The 16,922-nt window shown below is 58.0% G+C and carries 19 protein-coding genes; 6 read left to right on the top strand and 13 right to left on the bottom strand.

What is annotated here, in order from left to right; translation table 11 throughout:
- Positions 1-15 precede the first annotated feature (15 nt).
- The 6 genes from EKH80_RS23090 to EKH80_RS23065 all read right to left on the bottom strand — a co-directional run bounded on the left by EKH80_RS23090 (position 16) and on the right by EKH80_RS23065 (position 4,393).
- Positions 16-300, bottom strand: a complete 285-nt coding sequence (locus EKH80_RS23090; protein ID WP_196240427.1) for a hypothetical protein — start codon at positions 298-300, stop codon at positions 16-18.
- A gap of 319 nt (positions 301-619) precedes the next feature.
- The gene (locus EKH80_RS23085) at positions 620-946 is read right to left on the bottom strand and encodes a hypothetical protein (RefSeq protein ID WP_126687161.1); all 327 of its coding nucleotides are present in this window, start codon (positions 944-946) and stop codon (positions 620-622) included.
- Positions 943-1,374, bottom strand: coding sequence for a hypothetical protein (locus EKH80_RS23080; protein ID WP_126687160.1), 432 nt, complete (start codon positions 1,372-1,374; stop codon positions 943-945). The genes EKH80_RS23085 and EKH80_RS23080 overlap by 4 nt, the downstream gene beginning before the upstream one ends.
- A gap of 108 nt (positions 1,375-1,482) precedes the next feature.
- Positions 1,483-2,055 (bottom strand): carbapenem self-resistance protein CarG family protein, encoded by a 573-nt coding sequence (locus tag EKH80_RS23075; RefSeq protein ID WP_126687159.1) that lies wholly within the window; start codon positions 2,053-2,055, stop codon positions 1,483-1,485.
- Positions 2,056-2,120: 65 nt separating this feature from the next.
- Entirely contained in the window at positions 2,121-2,423 is a 303-nt protein-coding gene (locus EKH80_RS23070) for a hypothetical protein (RefSeq protein ID WP_126687158.1), read from the bottom strand.
- Between the two features lie 551 nt (positions 2,424-2,974).
- Positions 2,975-4,393, bottom strand: coding sequence for a serine hydrolase domain-containing protein (locus tag EKH80_RS23065; protein WP_158628930.1), 1,419 nt, complete (start codon positions 4,391-4,393; stop codon positions 2,975-2,977).
- 83 nt (positions 4,394-4,476) lie between these two features.
- Between EKH80_RS23065 and EKH80_RS23060 the strand changes: the two genes are divergently transcribed.
- Positions 4,477-5,073 (top strand): winged helix-turn-helix domain-containing protein, encoded by a 597-nt coding sequence (locus tag EKH80_RS23060; protein WP_126687156.1) that lies wholly within the window; start codon positions 4,477-4,479, stop codon positions 5,071-5,073.
- 130 nt (positions 5,074-5,203) lie between these two features.
- Here EKH80_RS23060 and EKH80_RS23055 read toward each other — a convergent pair whose 3' ends face one another.
- The 3 genes from EKH80_RS23055 to EKH80_RS23045 form a co-directional block, all read right to left on the bottom strand.
- Complete coding sequence (locus EKH80_RS23055; protein ID WP_126687155.1) at positions 5,204-5,458, bottom strand: Imm32 family immunity protein; 255 nt, start codon at positions 5,456-5,458, stop codon at positions 5,204-5,206.
- Positions 5,459-5,754: 296 nt separating this feature from the next.
- Positions 5,755-6,159 carry a hypothetical protein gene (locus EKH80_RS23050; RefSeq protein ID WP_126687154.1) on the bottom strand — a complete coding sequence of 135 codons (405 nt, stop codon included), beginning with the start codon at positions 6,157-6,159 and terminating at the stop codon, positions 5,755-5,757.
- On the bottom strand, positions 6,156-6,539 hold the full coding sequence (locus EKH80_RS23045) for a PadR family transcriptional regulator (protein WP_126687153.1): 384 nt from the start codon (positions 6,537-6,539) through the stop codon (positions 6,156-6,158). The genes EKH80_RS23050 and EKH80_RS23045 overlap by 4 nt, the downstream gene beginning before the upstream one ends.
- Positions 6,540-7,169: 630 nt before the next feature.
- Here EKH80_RS23045 and EKH80_RS23040 point away from each other — a divergent pair.
- The 5 genes from EKH80_RS23040 to EKH80_RS23015 all read left to right on the top strand — a co-directional run bounded on the left by EKH80_RS23040 (position 7,170) and on the right by EKH80_RS23015 (position 12,564).
- Positions 7,170-7,385, top strand: a complete 216-nt coding sequence (locus EKH80_RS23040; protein WP_126687152.1) for a hypothetical protein — start codon at positions 7,170-7,172, stop codon at positions 7,383-7,385.
- 732 nt (positions 7,386-8,117) lie between these two features.
- Entirely contained in the window at positions 8,118-8,879 is a 762-nt protein-coding gene (locus EKH80_RS23030; protein WP_126687150.1) for a hypothetical protein, read from the top strand.
- Between the two features lie 217 nt (positions 8,880-9,096).
- On the top strand, positions 9,097-10,224 hold the full coding sequence (locus tag EKH80_RS23025) for an acyltransferase family protein (RefSeq protein ID WP_126687149.1): 1,128 nt from the start codon (positions 9,097-9,099) through the stop codon (positions 10,222-10,224).
- 142 nt (positions 10,225-10,366) lie between these two features.
- Positions 10,367-11,173, top strand: a complete 807-nt coding sequence (locus EKH80_RS23020) for a hypothetical protein (protein ID WP_126687148.1) — start codon at positions 10,367-10,369, stop codon at positions 11,171-11,173.
- A 236-nt stretch (positions 11,174-11,409) separates the two neighbouring features.
- Positions 11,410-12,564, top strand: a complete 1,155-nt coding sequence (locus EKH80_RS23015; RefSeq protein WP_126687147.1) for an alpha/beta fold hydrolase — start codon at positions 11,410-11,412, stop codon at positions 12,562-12,564.
- Positions 12,565-12,814: 250 nt separating this feature from the next.
- Here EKH80_RS23015 and EKH80_RS23010 read toward each other — a convergent pair whose 3' ends face one another.
- The 4 genes from EKH80_RS23010 to EKH80_RS24305 all read right to left on the bottom strand — a co-directional run.
- Positions 12,815-14,854, bottom strand: coding sequence for an amidohydrolase family protein (locus tag EKH80_RS23010; protein ID WP_126687146.1), 2,040 nt, complete (start codon positions 14,852-14,854; stop codon positions 12,815-12,817).
- 563 nt (positions 14,855-15,417) lie between these two features.
- Positions 15,418-16,194 carry a hypothetical protein gene (locus EKH80_RS23005; protein WP_230473897.1) on the bottom strand — a complete coding sequence of 259 codons (777 nt, stop codon included), beginning with the start codon at positions 16,192-16,194 and terminating at the stop codon, positions 15,418-15,420.
- 58 nt (positions 16,195-16,252) lie between these two features.
- Positions 16,253-16,609, bottom strand: coding sequence for a YciI family protein (locus EKH80_RS23000; RefSeq protein WP_126687145.1), 357 nt, complete (start codon positions 16,607-16,609; stop codon positions 16,253-16,255).
- Positions 16,594-16,922, bottom strand: a 329-nt coding sequence (locus EKH80_RS24305; RefSeq protein WP_230473896.1) for a hypothetical protein, incomplete at its 5' end; no start/stop codon positions are given. The genes EKH80_RS24305 and EKH80_RS23000, both read right to left, overlap by 16 nt.

The raw sequence follows: 16,922 nt of genomic DNA, 5'->3' as shown, positions 1-16,922 counted from the left end.
TCACTCCACCTTAGGCTATCGTTCGCCCAACGAGTACGAGCGCTGCCTCGCCTGATATGCCCTATCGGGGTGTCCGAAAAACCTTGACCACGACAGACCGAAGCTATCGACCTTTGCTTCAAGCAGGCACCCCGCTTTGTCGAACACATAAAGTGCGACAAATTCACCCCCAGGTTTAGTGCCAACAGCCGGATCAAACGGAGTGGTCAGAATGAACTGGCGGCCGTCACCCGTAACGCCGACATGCTCGGCGTGGTAATCGTCATGCTCGATTGCTATCAGTGTCGGACGACCTTCCACGAATTTCCCTCCGTTGTACGACTACCTGATGGTCAGGTAGGGACCGTTTCCTGGATGTCCCCGATTGCGCCTAAATTCTTGATGAAATTCAGATACAGCATAGAGACGCCCGAAAAGCTTCCAGGTGCAAAGACTTAGGAGCGCCCAACTAACGAATGCAGCCTGTTCGATAGGCCGACGGTTCACCACTTGTCCCCGATCAGGAGCGAAAGCAGTGCGCGCACCTCGTGATTGCTTGGACTCTTTAAATTCTTCCAGAATAAGCAGTCTTGCTCTACCCAGCGCTCACTCGCTGGGTAGGTCGGTACATTTAGTGGTCTTACGCGCGAGGATCTACTTCGAAGTGATTGCTTATGTAATGGATAGTCTTTTCATAGATGCCCATCTGGACGTCTTGAAACTTCTCTTCGTGCTCAGGCAAATGACTGGCCTCCGTGTCGTCCCAATACGGGTATTTCAACAATGCATCCAGCACTTGGACACGTGCAATGTTCGTTATTTCCTGAGCCTCCCGCAGATCCTCTAACACCAATTGATCAGGCTCTCCGCGCTGGAGTACCTGCAGCGCAGACGGATAACCGCATTCCTTGGCGATAGCCAGTAGCTCCGACTTCAACTCAGTTGGAACAGTGATCGCAGTGGTCATTTAATGGTTACCTCGGTTTTTTCCATCATATCTGCGAGAAGCTTCAGCTTGAGCATCAAATCCATAACGCTCATACGATATTCAACATTGATCAGCGGATGGTCCTTAGTGAAATAGTTGACGACCAATCCTTTGGGCAACGTCTTTCCCTTTGGTAAACGCCAGACCACGCCGCGTATCGGCAGTTTCCGCAAGCGCTCAATGGAATCAGAGAATGAAAGTCCTTTTGTCCTGTCGGGAATAACCATCTCCATTTGTTCGGCCGGATCGTAAACGATCGTGAAGTCTTTTGCGCGAACGCCTTGTTGACCAAACATCTTGGCGGACGTAGTCGAGCCGCCGCCCTTGAAGATCGCCTCAATGTCCTGATAGACCTGCCAGACCTCCTCCGGCTTCAGCTGCGTATATAAATCCTTATCTGACTTCATGTCTGTCCTCGTTGCGGCTGTCATCCATAGAATTCAATAAAGATCCCGCCATCGTCAAGGGATCTACTCGCGCAAACATGGCTTCAAGTTCGCGATCTACTGAAATAGCTATCTACCTCCTAAATGCAGTTCTTTGTCCAGCGCTTCATTGACGTCGCAGTATTTGGCTCTAGCAACTGTGGATTTCTGCATTTTGAAATAGAGTGACGGCCGCCCCGGGATGTTGACGTCGTTCTTCGCCAGTTCAAAGTATGTGAAATGGACAATGTTGCTATCTGCGTAGCTCTTACCAAGCTCGCGGTCAGCCGCAACGAGTTCTAACGGATGCGTCGCCGTTGCACGCAGCAGGCGGAAGTCATGTAGCACACAGTCGGCACCTCCACTTACCGTCAGAAGGTCACGCTCGGCACCTTGCTTGTCCGCATAGTCCTCGAATAGCGGAACGAGTTTCCACGTATCCGAGTCGCGCACATAGAAGGTAACGACATCAAAGTCATGTGCATTGAAGTTATCCCGTATGGCCCTAACGGCCATGAACTCCTTTCCATCGAGGACAAACCGGTTGATGCCGTTGTCGATCGATATTTCGACCTTGCCATCCTGCTCGGAAGCCGAAGCAAACCCGGCAACAAGACAGAACACAGCCAGAAATCCGATTGTCCATAACACCTGCTTGTGCATTCATAATCTCCTTGAAATCTTCAGATCCGATCAGGCTAAACAATGTCCACTTTTGATTGTGGACTTCAGCTCTTGACCTCTATCGTAGGCGGTTTGCCATCGAGTGAGATGTCGGCACCGCGATACCCCTCCGGCGAGACCTCGGCCGTCATTACCGCCCTGGCGCAATCCAGCCAGTCAGGGAACACAGCCCCATCCATCGGTTCCTTGCCGCCACTTTCAGTATCCCAAAGCGAAAGATCACCCAGCATTGCACCGAGGGGAGCCGGCTTGTCTCTCAATTCGTAATGGAGGCTCAGATAGGCATGCATGATAAGAAATGCTTGCCTCAGCGTGACCTTCGTTTCCATCGATATGTCGGTCGACATACAGCCAATTCTCCCTATGGATACTTTTTCACGAATGTCTGCTCCGGGCAGGCATTTCTATCGCTGTTCGCACCAAGCCAGGATAAGCGGACAAGTACTGTCGCCGCGTCGCGTCCGACACAAATTCGACCCCATGGTCTTTGATCGCGAGCTGACGCTCGAAGTCAGACAATGGGGATCGATCAAAATTTAGCAGCGCTCGCCTGGGGTGAGTCATCAGGCGCTTAAAGTCGCCCACACAGTCAATTCCGAGTGCTTTCAGATCCGATACCCGTTCCTCAAATAGTCCGTCACCATAGTCATTCCTACGCGGGAAGAGCCTAGACATGGTTTTGTGAATCCGCTTTCCGGTCGGCGGCCTTTGGTAGGCGATCCGCCTGGCTGGCAATCGATTCATATTTGTTCCTGCCGTGAAACCGTCCGCTTAGGTCCAAAGCTGACGCCCATCCCAATGCTCGGAGTCGTTACTTCCGTTCGATACCGACCGGCCATGGCTTCCGATCTAGCTTCGGTGGTGGTCCCTATAGCTCGGCTCTTTACGGGTATTTGAATCAGCCGAATGATACGCCGGCCACGCGATCGCCATCGATGCGAACGCAGTAGTCCATGCGGACCCCCGGCGAAAAGATCAGTACATAGCGATACCAGGTCTGATGGTCTCTTTCTTCGGCGCCTTTGAAGATGGCTCGCGAAACGTTGCCATAGCCCGCAAATTGGGCCATTAGTTTCTTGCCGGGACCCTCCACGAGCCGGCCGCCGAGCTTCGCGGTAAAGCTTCGATAAACCGTTCCCGCCTGCAGCTCGCCGAACGACGATCGGGCCATTGCATTCACACCTGCCGGTTCATGGCCTGCCGGCTCATCGGCTTTGGCTACGAGGGCGGGGTGAAGGCGGGTGAACACGATATTCGTAATCGCCTCACCCGCTTCAGGTGTTTTGTCGCCCGAGTTGGTCAGGGCGATGATGCGAGTTTGCTGCTGCGGGAAGTACTCATCGGCGGCCGTGAAACCCTGGGTACCGCCGGTGTGGCCCGTACGCGGCTGATCGAAGACCTTGCTCACGAAGAGCCCAAGGCCGTAACCGGTCTTCTGTCCGCCCGTCGTCACGGTCTCGTTCTTCATGGCGTCGTAGTCGGCGATGGATACGATCCGACCGCTCGCCAGCCCGCGATCCCAGCGCTCGAGATCGGAAAGCGTGCTGACCAGGAATCCGGCTGCGCCAGTCCAGCCCGGATGCAGATCGGGGGATCGCTCCCGCCTGCCCTCGACGTGTCGATAGCCCAAAGCCGTGCCTGTCGGCTGGACCGCATCGGCATAAGTGAACGTGTGGCTCATGCCGAGCGGGCTCAGGATGTGGCGCTGCAAGTAGGCCCGGTAACTTTCGCCGGAGACCACCTCGATCACTCGTCCGAGCAGCAAGTATCCCGTATTGGAGTACGACCAGTGGCTTCCAGGCTCAAAAGCAAGCGGGAGATTCTGGATGCGCGCGGTGAGATCCCTATAGGAAATGGGATGGGACGCGAGCCGATCGATCTCGGATTCGGGCTCCGGGCCGCTCAAGTAGTCTTGCAGGCCGCTGGTATGGGATAGCAACTGTCTGAGCGTCACTTCCTTGGCGTGAGGCGCATCGGGCAGATACGTTGCAAGAGGGGCGTCGATGCTCAGCTTTCCCGCCTCCTGCAACTGAAGGATCGCCGCCGCGGTGAATTGCTTGGTGATCGATCCGATTTCGAAGGGGGTGTCGGTGCGAACGGAGAGTTGCCCGTCGCGGCTGCGCAAGCCGTATGCCTGTGTATAGACCACGTGCCCTCGATCGATGACGGCAATGGCGGCGCCGGTCACGTCAAACCGTTTCAAGAAGGCCTGGATGTCCCCGTCGATCTGGCTGGTTTGCGCAGGGGTAAGGTGCCGCTCCTGCTCGGTGCCGTGCGAAAACGCCGGGTATGCCAGAGCCCCGACCAGGCAGGCCATCCCTGTCCACCGTGCGATCATGACAAGACCCAATAAATTTAAGAATGTGACCTATAATTAAATTATTAAATCCGGGACTGCAAGTGAGCAAGCAACCGAATTCCCTGAACCTGACGCCGGCTCAGCTCAAAGTCATGGCCTCATCGATGCGGCTGGCCATTCTTCAGCACCTCGAGGCGGAGGGCGAGGCGACGACGAAAGAGCTGGCGACGCAGCTTGAGCGGCCGGCGACCGCGCTTTATCACCACCTGGACCAGCTCGTGCGCCACGGATTGATACGGGTAGCGGGGCAGCGCGAGACCGAGCGTCGTCCTGAGGCGGTGTACGCCCTGGTTTCGAGGCAACTATCGTCATCGAAGGCGGTACGCACGCCCTCCGGAAGGAAGGCGCTGATAGAGGTCGCCAGCAGGGTGTTGGCCTCGAGCCTGCGAGCATTCAGCGCAGCCGTCGCCCAGGCGGCTGCGCGCCTTGAGGGCCCGGGTCGGCACGTTGCGATCCGTCATCTTGTATTTCGCGCCGATCGACAACGCTTGATGCAGATCAACGAATGGATCGACTCCCTGGAAAACATGGCAACGAGTTCCTCGGCAGACGGCGAAGGCATGCTTTTGACCATCGTGATGGCTCCACGGGCAATGCCAGGACATCGTCCTGTTCGCAGGCGAACTCAGGGCGATTGAGGCCATTCGACATGAAAGCAGAACGGGGCCAGGTTGGGCCGAACCCGCTTCCAAGGATGGTTAAAAAGTCACCTCAGCTATTCTCTCGGTATCGATTGCGGACATCCGGAAACCTTCGATCCGAACCGCCTCAAGTTCCGGCTCTTACCAAATTCGAATTGACGACGACGAAATGAGGTGAATCTCGAAATTCTGGCTGCTTGTCAGCAAGGTGGAGGTGGCCAAAACGCTCACCCATGTCATCCATTTCGCTTGCAGAAAGTAAAAGGAAGGCTGCAATGTTCCGTAACTCTTCGGGTGTCGCCACAACGGTAATTTCAGCCAACATGGATGGATTGATATCTTCGACGGCGGAGCCCTCGTCGACGTAACCGTAGATCTTCATAGGCCGCCTTTTCTCCTTTTTTCAAGCATCCGCATCGGGTTGCAGCTTCAGCCGGTCTATGCCACACACCATAAACGCCCAAGCGGAAGGATTGTTGCATTGACCGGCTGAAGCCGCAGTCGAAAGTGAACAAGACGCGCTAGCCCTGCCCACCGGCCATCGAGCGCAACGCGCGGATCAATCCATTCGCGAAACACAGCCAACGGACGGCCGCATACCTCACGCCCCCATTAGACGGCGCAGCGCGGCACGCATGTCTTCTCGCAGAGACACGAGACCGTTCTTGGCGATGCCGGTCACCGAGCGGCGATTCGTCGACGATGAAGGTCGACTGCCATATGCGCGAAGACAAGGATCGAGGCCACAAGCGTCAAATAGTCACGCACCGTATGGGGTTCGAAGATATCGTGAAAGGTAAGCCAGTCCACGAAGACCAGGACCAACACCATGGCTATGGCAAGCAAACGCTGTGGCATGTCGAGATACTCCCGTCCGGAGGAAACCAGGCTGTCTAGGATGATTCGAATGAAAAACGGCACTAGGGCCATGGCACCGGCGCTTCGGTGAACGTCCGCAGCTTCAGCGCTGAACGCCAAGCGCATTTCCCGGCCAAACCGTGCCCGAAAGGGTTGGGGATAGATCAGCAAAAGGACGTCAAAACCCCATTCCAGCAGTCGGATGGCGAGAGGCTTAGGCTTCATCTGGAGGGTCCCGCTAGCACCGACCGATTTCGGGGAAGCCATTTTTTGGCTTGAGCCACCGAGACAATCGCTGCCAATCTGGCCAGCTCCGCGCGAACTGCGCGCAGTCCCGTATCGGTCGCACGATAGTAACGTCGCCGCTCGTCATCAAGATCCGGATCAGGACGTTCTTCGCTCTCTTCAACGAGCCCCGCTGAGAGCATGCGCTTGAGGCATCCGTATAAGGTTCCCGGACCGAGCTTTAGTGCACCCGCGGTATCACTCTCGACGGCCTGCATGATGCTATAGCCGTGTCGTTCGCCATCGACCAAGGCCAGCAGTATGTGGAACACCGCCGGCGACAAGGGTGGCACTGGTTTTTGGGGTAGATTGGCAGGCATAGACTATATCCGTTGCGGATATAGTCTATGCCTGGGAGCGTTGCGTCAAGACCCAAGCCCGATGGCCGGCGATTACCACCGGTTCCAGCCTAGCCATAGCCGAAGAGACGGTGCCCGCTTCGGGTTGCGAAAGCAGACGCTTGGAGGATTGAAGCCGGCACGCCTCAGGTCGAAGATGAATTCTTGATGGGCGACGGAGCGGGCGACCTTGCCCCATTGGCCCTATGCCCGCGAATCGTTAGGAACAGGAAGCAAGTCAAAGCTCCCGCGGCACCAAGAATCAAAGGGCCCGCCACAAGCGAACGACCACACCGCCACTGCCAAGCGTCGCCATGGATGCAGCCAAAGGCACTCTGGACTACACCAAGTAGTAGCCCAGGCAGTGCGCCAGCCATTGCCACCACACGCGCCCTGACAAAACGATGATGCGATCTGAGCAAAAGACGTGGCCATACCTGAGGGGCGACGATGGTCATGGCTATGGCGAAGGGGATGGCGAACATGCCAATCAGGAATGCGACATAGAGTACGTCCCCTATTTGATCATCAAACTTTCGATTCGGCTCCCAGGCAGGGACAGCCACAGCAACCACCAGTCCTGCGGATATAGGGAAGAGCACTTGAAAACAGATGAAAGTGATCGAGGTAGCGGCTACCGATCTCAGAGCGCGCCATGCACTGAATGGAGAACCATTCGACTTCTGCGTGTCGGCGGATGCTTCCGGCAAGCGAAGGCTTGAGGTAGCGGACGAACTCCGCATGGACACCGCTAATGGCTCGGACAAGCCGAGCGACGTTTTGTTATACGCCTTGCCACAAGAGGGACATTGCCAATCAGCCACCTGATCGGAGGGTTTCCTTTGATAGCCACATGCCAGACATACGGTTTCCACGCCCACTCCCCTTTATGGGTTCATGTGATTGACTGAGTCAGCTTGCTCGTCGTTCCAATTTGTCCGCTTTGGGTCTAGGCTGTGTGAAAACGTTAGTTGCTCAACAACGGCGTGCCTCCTACGCGAAATCTGATCAACTTGATGACAGCCGGTTGGTCAGAATCGCATCGACGCCGTCGATTTTGATCAAGAATTACGCGTCGAAAAATTCCGCTTTTCGTTTTCACACAGCCTCGGTCGGATGCGGACCTTTTCCGCCGTTGTCGGCTACTTATAACTTGCACCTACTTCCCGCTCGCTTGCCAGCCCTCAAGCATATAGCACTCTGCCTGCGAAGGCTGCCCCAGGCGATCAAGCAAGTAACCGTAGTGGTCAGCGCCAAAGAAGTCGCACAGGACACGTTCGTTCGTCAGGAAGTCATTCTTGAATCATGGCAAGGAATTTAGCCTGAGCTCAATGAATTCGGGCCGTTCTGTGACTATCACGGCCAGACATAACTGGATGTCGTTATCCCACAACCATTGCCTCTACCTTCCAGTCGCAGTTGGGCTGGACTCCATCCAACGATCACCCTCCTTAGCCGCCACGCCCTCGCCGCGTCATTGGCAGGTCGTCGCCGTAGCAAAGGACCGTGATATAAGCGTGAGCATCCTGTTCCTTCAGGAGCAAACTGCACTTGGTTCCCTTGATCACCAAGCCCCCGACGCGAACATTTGCCGCCAGCTTCTTTGCGCTGGTCGCGCTGGGCACGGCGGAGTTGTTCACACCGATCCTGCGGCCGCCATCTCTTCAACTTGCGATGGTGATGCCGTTCCTTGCCGCGGCCCTTGCCTTTGTCTGGGCCTGGCTGCTCTATCCCCGTGATTGCGCGAAGTATTACGGCGTGGTGCGCGGTCTAGTCGTCGCGCTGCTGGCGTACTTGAGTTTCACGGCGATTCTGGCCGCCTGGGGCTTTGCCGATGCGGGATACCTGATCGTGGGCTTCGTATATCTACCCTTTCCGTGGCTTGTGCTGGCTGCGGGCGCCGGTGCAGGGGGAATGAGCCTGCGCTTCGTCCGCGCTCGCCTCGACGCTTTGGTCGCGATCCCGCGCCGCGTTTGGACAACATGTGCTGCAGACCTGCGAGCAACGTATGCGCGGCTTGACAAGTGGGCCACCGAACCGCGCGCCCTTGCCATGCTGACGATGATCGTCAGCAATTGCCTATTGTTCGCCGGAGGCGCGCTGGGCCTCACAGGGTTTTCCCCGGGACTTGCCGAGGGTCTCGGGATGTCGTCGTGGCTGCTGCCAGGTATGGCGGCATTGATTTTGGCGGTGACCGGGTGGACGTGCGGGCGAGCGCTACTGGCGTTCATGCCGACCACGCAGCGTCTGCGCATCGCACTGATGTCGGCAGTCCTTGCAGGTGCTGCGGCCGTCTGGTTCTCCATCCACGTCGCCGCCTGAATGATCGGGCGATGTCCGGGAAACCTGCACACTTGATCAGCGCAGCCTTGGCGGCCCGCCATGAATGCAACCCTTTATGGCTTTGCCGGCACTACCTGGGGTCGGCTCCGCTTCTTTTACGCGCACATGGGGTGGCTCCGGTTTGCACGGTTTACTAGGGACGCGAGCCAATTAGCAGTGAGCTTGGGCTCCCTCGTCGGACGCTCTGCGCCATGTCATGGAATCGCTAAAGGTGAACTACCGGAACATCCAAGGGCTTCGGGCGATCGCTGCCCTGATGGTTTTTGCGAGCCATATGTTCTGGGACATCCTGCCGATGCGAACGCATTGGGCAAAGCCCTTTATCGTGCCTATCGGCCCATCCGGGGTCGATATTTTTTTTGTGATCTCGGGATTCATCATCTACAACGTCGCCCAGCGTTCGGCGGCACAAGTCGACACCGCGGGCCGTGGCCGCGCAGTCTACGAGTTTGTCATGAAGCGGATCATCCGAATCTACCCGCTTTATTGGCTCGCGTTCGGCACCGCTGCGCTGATCATGATATGGGTTCCCCTGCCGGCGTCGTTCGAGAGGAAGCCCCAGTGGGCGCTTTTCTTTCTGATCAACGGCATCCCGAATTTTCGTGTTCCAGTCGCGTGGACGTTGACCTTTGAAGTCTATTTTTATGCCGTAACGGCGCTCAGCCTCTTTCTCTTTCCCAAGAAGATCCTGACAGGGCTGCTCGGCTGGTTTGCGATCATCGGCTTGGCCGTAGTGATCGGCACGGTTTTCGATCTGTCCATGCTCTTGAAATATGCGTGCGCTCCGATACTGCTTGAGTTCCTGCTTGGCGTCGTTATTGCAGTTCTCATCGAGCGCGGCCAAAGTCGCTACTACGCAGCGTCCCTATGCCTAGGTGCCATCGGGATGCTTGGGGGAGCCGTCGAACTGCATCACCATGAAGGTTGGGCCGCGCAATCGAATGTGCTGCGGTTGGCGTGCTGGGGATTTCCCGCCGCGCTCATCGTCTATGGCACGCTTGCGCTTGAAGTTCGAAAGGCCTGGATCATGCCGAAAGCCTTGCAATACCTGGGCGATGCCTCGTATTCGCTCTATTTGTGGCACGCCATCGTGTTCACTGGCGTCGCCGCGGTCATTGCGCATCTCGGATGGACGGGGAGTGTGGATCGAACTCTGCTCGCCACGCTCATGGGGATGATCGGATTCGGGGCAGGACTACTCAGTTATCACTTCCTGGAAAAGCCTTCGCTTAGGCTGCTTGGGCAAGTCTTCACGGGACGAGGCGTCCGAGTCGCCGCCGATTCCGCGCCGGGACTGCTGCGGCCATCCTCATGCGATCGGTGACGATCCAACTTCGCTGGAGTAGGTTCGCCGGGGCGTGATGGCTGGTGCTCTTTGCGCTTGGGCGAGCCACAAGGCAAGGCTGGGCGCGGTGGCGGCGCATCTTTAGTAGCCTGTAGCGATCACTCCACCGCGGAGGCATTCCTTGTCGGATCATTTACTTGCGCGCAAATTGACCCCCGGTCAAAGAAAGCTGGTCGCCGCTGTCGCCGATGACATGGTGGTCGCCGCGCTGAATTCAGCACCGATGGATCGCGCTGCATGTCAGGAAGCTATCCAACGCGCGTACACGCACTTGGGGCTGGCTTTACCTAAGGTGATGTTCTTCGACAGCCCGATAGCGGCCATGCGCGAGATGCTTCGGCGGACACCGGGTACCGAGCCTCCTCCTCAGCGATCGATGCAGGAAGACATGGCGGATCCAGCAGCATCGGTGCTGGATCAAGCAGGTGCGGCTCTACCTCGCTGGCTACCGGACTGGGGCGCTGAGGTGGATCTCTCGTTCAACACCGAGCTAAATCGTGCGACAGACTCTGCCCCCTATCAGCCGGGCTGGCCGTCATTCTCCAACCTGATTGACAAGCGCCTTGGTCATCTGATCCATCACAAGCATGCCGTGGACACCGCGCTCGAAGCCATGGTGGATCGTCATGTCCACTTCCGGTTGCTGTACTACAGCGGCCCCGCCAGCCTCTGGGGCGCTGCCGAAGACTTCGCCCGCGCACAGGCACTGGCGGCACTGGACGCGCTGGATACCCCGGCGCCCGAGCTGGCCTTGGGTCAAGCTGTGTTGGCGGGCTGCGGCTGGGTCAATGCTTTTGAAAAGGTGTGCCTGGTCAGCGACCGGCCGCAGACGCTGAACCAGGAAGGGCGACCGCAAGACGCCGACGGTATCCGCACCCGCGTGACCTGGCGCGATGGCCAGGTGTGCGAATCGGTCTATCAAAGCTGACGGTTCGGTCATCGCACCTGACGCGCGGCCCTTCGCTATGGCGACAGCGTATAAGGGTTCAACCCGTCCGCTTTGAACCCCTTTCCTCAGTCGGACGTCCGCGGACTGTCCACGGACAAGCGCGGCGTGCTTGTCGCAGCCACGAATGGCGTAAATACAGGCCCATGCACGGCCATTGAATTGGCGCACTCCTTGCTGAGTACAATCATGAATGCCCTCACCAAGGAACACAGTTCATGCGTCATGGTTTGTTGTGGCTCGTTGCAGCACTCGCCTTTAGCGTTGCCCTACCCAGCCTCCACGCGGAGGAGGCACCCTCTCCGCACAACCGGGCGGAGGCTGTAAAGATCATTGCCGACATGCAGCGCATCGTCGCACCTGACGGCATCGATCGGCATGAGAAGGTGCGCATCGGCGGCATTGACCAATGGGTTCGCATTCGCGGCAACGATCGCCACAATCCCGTGTTGCTGATGATCCACGGTGGCCCTGGCTGGGTGGCCATGCCCACCAGTTGGTATTTCCAGCGCGGCTGGGAAGAGTATTTCACCGTGGTGCAATGGGATCAGCGAGGCGCCGGCAGCACGTACGCCGCGAATGACCCGGCAGCGGTTGCGCCTACGATGACACCGGAGCGCATGGTCGGTGACGCCGAGGAAATGGTGGCATGGCTGCGAAAGGAATTCGGGCAGAAGAAGATCTTCGTGCTCGGCCACTCCTGGGGCTCCTACCTGGGGCTAGAGGTGGCGCAGCGGCATCCCGACTGGCTCTACGCGTATATCGGCATCGGCCAGATGGTCAACATGCCCGAGAGTGAGCGCGAGGGTTGGGCGTTTGCGATGCAAGAGGCGCGCAAAGCCGGCAACACCAAGGCCATGCAGGAGCTTCAGTCCATCGCCCCCTACGCCAAGGGCACCGATCCGTCGCCGCTGTCCAGCGTGATGATGCAGAGAAAGTGGCTCAACCAATTCGGTGGCATGGTCTACCGGCGAACCGGCGGGGATGCGGAAGCCGCGGCCATGTCGCTATCCCCTGAATACACCGATCGCGACCTGGAGGCCGTCGATGCGGCCAGCCAATATTCGGTCGGCAAGCTGCTCAGTACTGCGCTTACGGTCGATTTCAGCCAAGTGCGGCACATGGATTGCCCGGTGCTGCTCTTTCTGGGCAGACACGACCACAACGTCTCATCCGACGTTGCCGCTGCCTGGTTCGAGAAACTGCAGGCACCGTCGAAGCGACTGGTATGGTTCGAAAATTCGGCGCATGAGGTGATGACGGAAGAGCCGGGAAAGACGCTGATCTCACTGGTTGAGTATGTACGCCCGCTTGCCGATCAAAGTCCCAACGACAGTAAGGGGCCGCATGCCACAGGTAACCGGGTGCCGTAGTCCAACCGCTGATCCGCCTCGGCCACAGGATTTTTGAGAGTAGCCAAGTCGAAATCCTTGCACATTGCAAAGGCCCTGGATCCCAGCGTTCCTCACTCCTCAAAGCCAGGAACGTCCATGTGCCCTCCCCGTGTGCGCTGGGATGACAGTGAGGTGGCTTGAAATATCCCGGCTGCAATGGGTTGGCATGGCGGGGCAAAAAACGGCGGAGAGGTCCGACTGCGACCTCTCCGCCCTTTCCCGGTCAAGGCTAATCCGCTGGCATGCCGGAAAAACCGCCGACCGCTCGCAGGGCGTTGGCGTCCATCAACACACCGTCCATCATGACCAGATTGGTATGGCGCAGTTCGCCGATGTTGACTTGCGGGTTACCGTTGACCAGCAGCAGGTCGGCAGCCTTGCCGACTTCGATGGAACCTGTGCGTTTGTCGGCACCCACCAGATGGGCCGGCACAATGGTGGCGCTTGCAAGCGCTTCGGCGGTGGTGAATCCGGCGCCCACGTAGAGCTCAAGCTCGCGCACCAGTTCCATGCCATATCCATCCGTTCCGGCAACAATGGGCACGCCCGCCTTATGCAGGACGCCCACCAGACTCTGCAACTTGGCAAAGCTCGCGCGGTAGTCCGCACGCGTGAGACCGGCAGGAACGGCCAGGCCGCCTTGACGTAAACCCCGTTCGAAGCTCACGGGCAAGGTGCCGGCAAACGACGCATAAGCAGGCGAAAGATCGCCGTTTTCTTGGACGAAGAAAGCTTCGGCAACCACAAGCGTTGGATCGACGGCGGTTTTACGTTGCACCATCGTCGTGATCAGCGATTTCATCGGCTCCGCATGAAGATCAACATCCTTGGAATAGCGTGCTGTCCCCTCCACACGCGTAAGGCCGGTTGCGGATACCACCGAGTCCGGCATCGCCTGCATGATCACGTAGAAGATGTGGGTAATCTCGTCGTAACCGTCGGCGATGGCTTGCGCGGGACGCATCCCAAAGGGAAGGTGCCCATGCACGTGCAGATCCAAGCGATGCGCCTCGGCAGTCGTGGCACGAAGCCAGGCCGGATTGAACGAGCCGTAGATTTTGATCGCATCAAAACCATCGGCTTTCGCTTGCCGTACCAGCGCAATGGCCTGGTCTTGGGAAGTCGCGACACTGCCCACTTGCGCTGTGTAAGGACTCTTGCCATCGATCAGGGACGACGGGTAAACGCGCGGGCTCAGCAGCTCACCCTCCGCGCGTCGCTTTGCGCGCGACAGCGTTAGAGGGTTGACGTTGCCGGGATCACGGACGGACGTGATGCCCAGCGATAGCAGTACAGGCCCGGTAGCATCGCCGACGATGTGCTGATGGGCATCCCACAGGCCGGGCACCAATGTTTTTCCTGCACCATCGATGACGTACGCGTCCTTTGGCACGCTTATAGTGCCGGCCGCACCGACTTGCGTGATGAGCCCGTGATCGACCACCACGGTTTGACCGTCGACGAATCGCTTTCCATCGACGAACGCTCGCACGTTCACAAACGCGACCGGTCCCGCGGATTTTTTCAGGAATTTCTGCGCTATATCGCGCGAACGTAAAGCCAATGCGTCGCTCTGCGCCTTTTGCAGCATCGGCACTACGCTTTCGAAGCCCTCAAGGATGTAGGACAGAGACAGCGAGTCGATTTGGGCAAACATCTTGCCCGATTCATCGGCCCATATCGCGAGGGGCGTATTGCTGACACCCGTGACGACATAGGCAGTCACTTTCTTTCTGGAAGCGCCCTCACCGACGAAGGCACTGGTCAGCACCTCGGCATGCGCTTGCCCACTAGGCAACATGGCTAGCGATTGGTGGGGGCTGGCGAGCAGGGTCTCGATGAAATCGGCCTGCAAATCGAACGGGCCGCCATAGTTGAGGTATTCCGCGGGCGAATGGTAAGCGGCCGAGCCCGCATCTACCACACTCTTCCACGAGGCCATGCCGTTGTTGATCGCGAAAGTTTCGGCGGCATCGCCAAAGGATGTATGGCCACGAACGGTAACGCGGTCGAACATGCCATCGTTACTTGCATGCGATGCACTGTCCGTTTCGTTGACGAGGCCACGCAAAAGCGTACTTTCACGCCCCATTTTTGTGCCATCCGAGGCCGTCCATCGCATGGAAGTGCCATGCCTTGCGGTGGCGGACACGACGGCAAAGCGCTGCGCCGTGGGTGGCGGCACGGCAAGGCCACCTGTCGGCGTCTGCGCGCAGGCAAGCAGCGGAATGATCAAGCAGAGGGAAACTAGGGAGGTCACCTTGCGCATACCATTATCTCCAATGGCTCTTTATTAGGTGGCATATCAGAATGGAAGACCTCGTTCCTTTGAGTCATTCAGGGTCCGAGGTCAGCATTGATGATGCCATGGCATGGCGAAGAGGTGACAGGCCGCTGAGCGAACGGTGCGCTCGATCACGCTAAAAGAAAGGCGCGAAAGTCTGAGCTTTACGCAGACACTGTTTCAGAGCGCGCCGTCATCCCAGCTTTCGCTCACTGCTGTGTGGTGAAAATTGCAATGCTCAATCCGTACCTGAAGCAGGCTCCTCCCCCTGCTTGCAGGGGGAGGTTGGGAGGGGGTGAAGCAACCTCGCAGTGCACTCAACGTTGCGGCAAGCTCGTGCAACCCCACCCCAACCCTCCCCTGTGCAAACAGGGGAGGGAGCCGTTTCCGGTTGGCTCTACCATCTCGCCTTGAACTCACTGTTGAGTCGCTTGTTACCTGGATGCACGCGGAAGCATCGAACATCAAGGTTTGTCACGATACGTCAGGGTCGGAGTGCACCTTTCACGCAGCCAATGTGCACTCCGGCCCGCCAAACCGCTCCGATATCAGTGCCCCTGCATGTTCGCCGGCGTTCCGTCAGACCAATTTCCGACCCCGACCAGGAACACGAGAATGGGCGGCAAGCCTTTCATCTGGGATGGATCCTTCGGGGCGAAGAACCAATAGGGGCTGGACATCACCGGAGAGCCCTCTGCGCCGGAACCCCAGTCGCTACCGTCCTTGACCTGGGTGAAGAACATGAGATGGGGCATGTTGTGGCCCCCTTCGTCGGTCAGGTACGACGATTTCGACATCATGTAATCCATGGCGCCGCTTTCGAGCTGCGGCAATTGTTTATTTTGGTAGGCCGCTTTGAGTGCCGACACCATCTGCGCCTTGGAACGACCCGCCATGACCATCTTGGCGCGCAGTTCAACGATGGGCACGGTCGAACGTGCAGCCTGCGGGTTCTGGCAATCGGCGGCCCTCACTTTCGGGTTCCAGAATTCGGGCCAGTCAAACGGTCCTGTCCAGGCTCTACCCACCCAGCAGACAAAACCGTTCTTGCCTTCGACCGCGGTCTCGTAGCCCTTGCGCCCCAGCACCAGGATCGTCGCATCTCGGGAAATGGACTCCGGCGCCGCACTGCGCGCCAGGGCGATCTCCGCTCCTCGATCCGCCATGAGGTATTGGTCGATCGGAGCCATTTTCGGATAGGGCGTCGCGGCTTCCTGTGCCATCGCCTGAAGTGCCGCGCCAAGCCCAACAAGTAGTGCGAAGCTCGTGAGCACCATCGCGCCAATCGTGTTCTTACGCATCATCCCCTCCTCGATATCGGCCATTGAAACCTGTCGTGCGCCCGCCCCTCTGCGCAGCACGCGTTCGCTACTGCGGTAATGCTCAGCCCCCCTCGGGGGCGGGGTTAAAGAAGATCTCTCGCACTTCGACCACGCTTTGGAACGCCTTGGCGCCTTTGCGCATCCAGGCCACCACCTCGTCCAGATTTTCGGTTTCCAGGATCAGAAGACCGCCTACGAACTCCTTGGTCTCCAGATACGGTCCGTCGGTGACAACCACCTCACCGTTGGACTGCGAGCGCAAGGTCACTGCCTTCGGGCTCAGGCCACAAGCGAACTTCCTGACACCGGCAGCGATCATTTCCTTGTTGAGCGCGTGGATGGCTTGGACCGTCTCCTCGGTGACGAGGGACGGGTCAAAGTCGTCCGGAATATAGGTAGAGACTAGATATTGCGGCATTTTCGTTCCCCCATAAGATCATCAGCCGGGCTAACTGCCCGAATTTCACTATAGCGACGAACGGCAAGGCCGGAGTTCGACAAGCTGCCGAGAAAAATTATCGTTTTTTTCTCAGAGCGAGTGGATGGGGTCGCTTGGCAGGCTCCCCGGCTACCCACGGGGCTTCGAAAAACTGGGGCCAGAGTACACAGCCGCAGGGTCAGAAGTGCACTCTGACCCTGAGGTTTCCCCACGAATGATGTAGCCAGATCAATCGCTTGGCGTTGTTCGATGATGGAAAGAGGTGCGCGCATGGCGCAGTCTTCAAGGCGAC

The sequence above is a fragment of the Dyella choica genome (assembly GCF_003977665.1).
GTDB classification, from domain to species: Bacteria; Pseudomonadota; Gammaproteobacteria; order Xanthomonadales; family Rhodanobacteraceae; genus Dyella_B; species Dyella_B choica.
Note: the sequence above shows the minus strand (reverse complement) of the source record. Positions and strands in the feature narration are given on the sequence as shown.

What these genes read in the sequence shown, in the direction of transcription:
- EKH80_RS23085 (WP_126687161.1), bottom strand. Translation starts at nt 946, where the DNA reads ATGACCACTGCGATCACTGTTCCAACTGAGTTGAAGTCGGAGCTACTG.
- EKH80_RS23080 (WP_126687160.1), bottom strand. Translation starts at nt 1,374, where the DNA reads ATGAAGTCAGATAAGGATTTATATACGCAGCTGAAGCCGGAGGAGGTC.
- EKH80_RS23075 (WP_126687159.1), bottom strand. Translation starts at nt 2,055, where the DNA reads ATGCACAAGCAGGTGTTATGGACAATCGGATTTCTGGCTGTGTTCTGT.
- EKH80_RS23070 (WP_126687158.1), bottom strand. Translation starts at nt 2,423, where the DNA reads ATGTCGACCGACATATCGATGGAAACGAAGGTCACGCTGAGGCAAGCA.
- EKH80_RS23065 (WP_158628930.1), bottom strand. Translation starts at nt 4,393, where the DNA reads ATGGCCTGCCTGGTCGGGGCTCTGGCATACCCGGCGTTTTCGCACGGC.
- EKH80_RS23055 (WP_126687155.1), bottom strand. Translation starts at nt 5,458, where the DNA reads ATGAAGATCTACGGTTACGTCGACGAGGGCTCCGCCGTCGAAGATATC.
- EKH80_RS23050 (WP_126687154.1), bottom strand. Translation starts at nt 6,159, where the DNA reads ATGAAGCCTAAGCCTCTCGCCATCCGACTGCTGGAATGGGGTTTTGAC.
- EKH80_RS23045 (WP_126687153.1), bottom strand. Translation starts at nt 6,539, where the DNA reads ATGCCTGCCAATCTACCCCAAAAACCAGTGCCACCCTTGTCGCCGGCG.
- EKH80_RS23040 (WP_126687152.1), top strand. Translation starts at nt 7,170, where the DNA reads ATGAAAGTGATCGAGGTAGCGGCTACCGATCTCAGAGCGCGCCATGCA.
- EKH80_RS23025 (WP_126687149.1), top strand. Translation starts at nt 9,097, where the DNA reads ATGGAATCGCTAAAGGTGAACTACCGGAACATCCAAGGGCTTCGGGCG.
- EKH80_RS23015 (WP_126687147.1), top strand. Translation starts at nt 11,410, where the DNA reads ATGCGTCATGGTTTGTTGTGGCTCGTTGCAGCACTCGCCTTTAGCGTT.
- EKH80_RS23010 (WP_126687146.1), bottom strand. Translation starts at nt 14,854, where the DNA reads ATGCGCAAGGTGACCTCCCTAGTTTCCCTCTGCTTGATCATTCCGCTG.
- EKH80_RS23005 (WP_230473897.1), bottom strand. Translation starts at nt 16,194, where the DNA reads ATGGCCGATATCGAGGAGGGGATGATGCGTAAGAACACGATTGGCGCG.
- EKH80_RS23000 (WP_126687145.1), bottom strand. Translation starts at nt 16,609, where the DNA reads ATGCCGCAATATCTAGTCTCTACCTATATTCCGGACGACTTTGACCCG.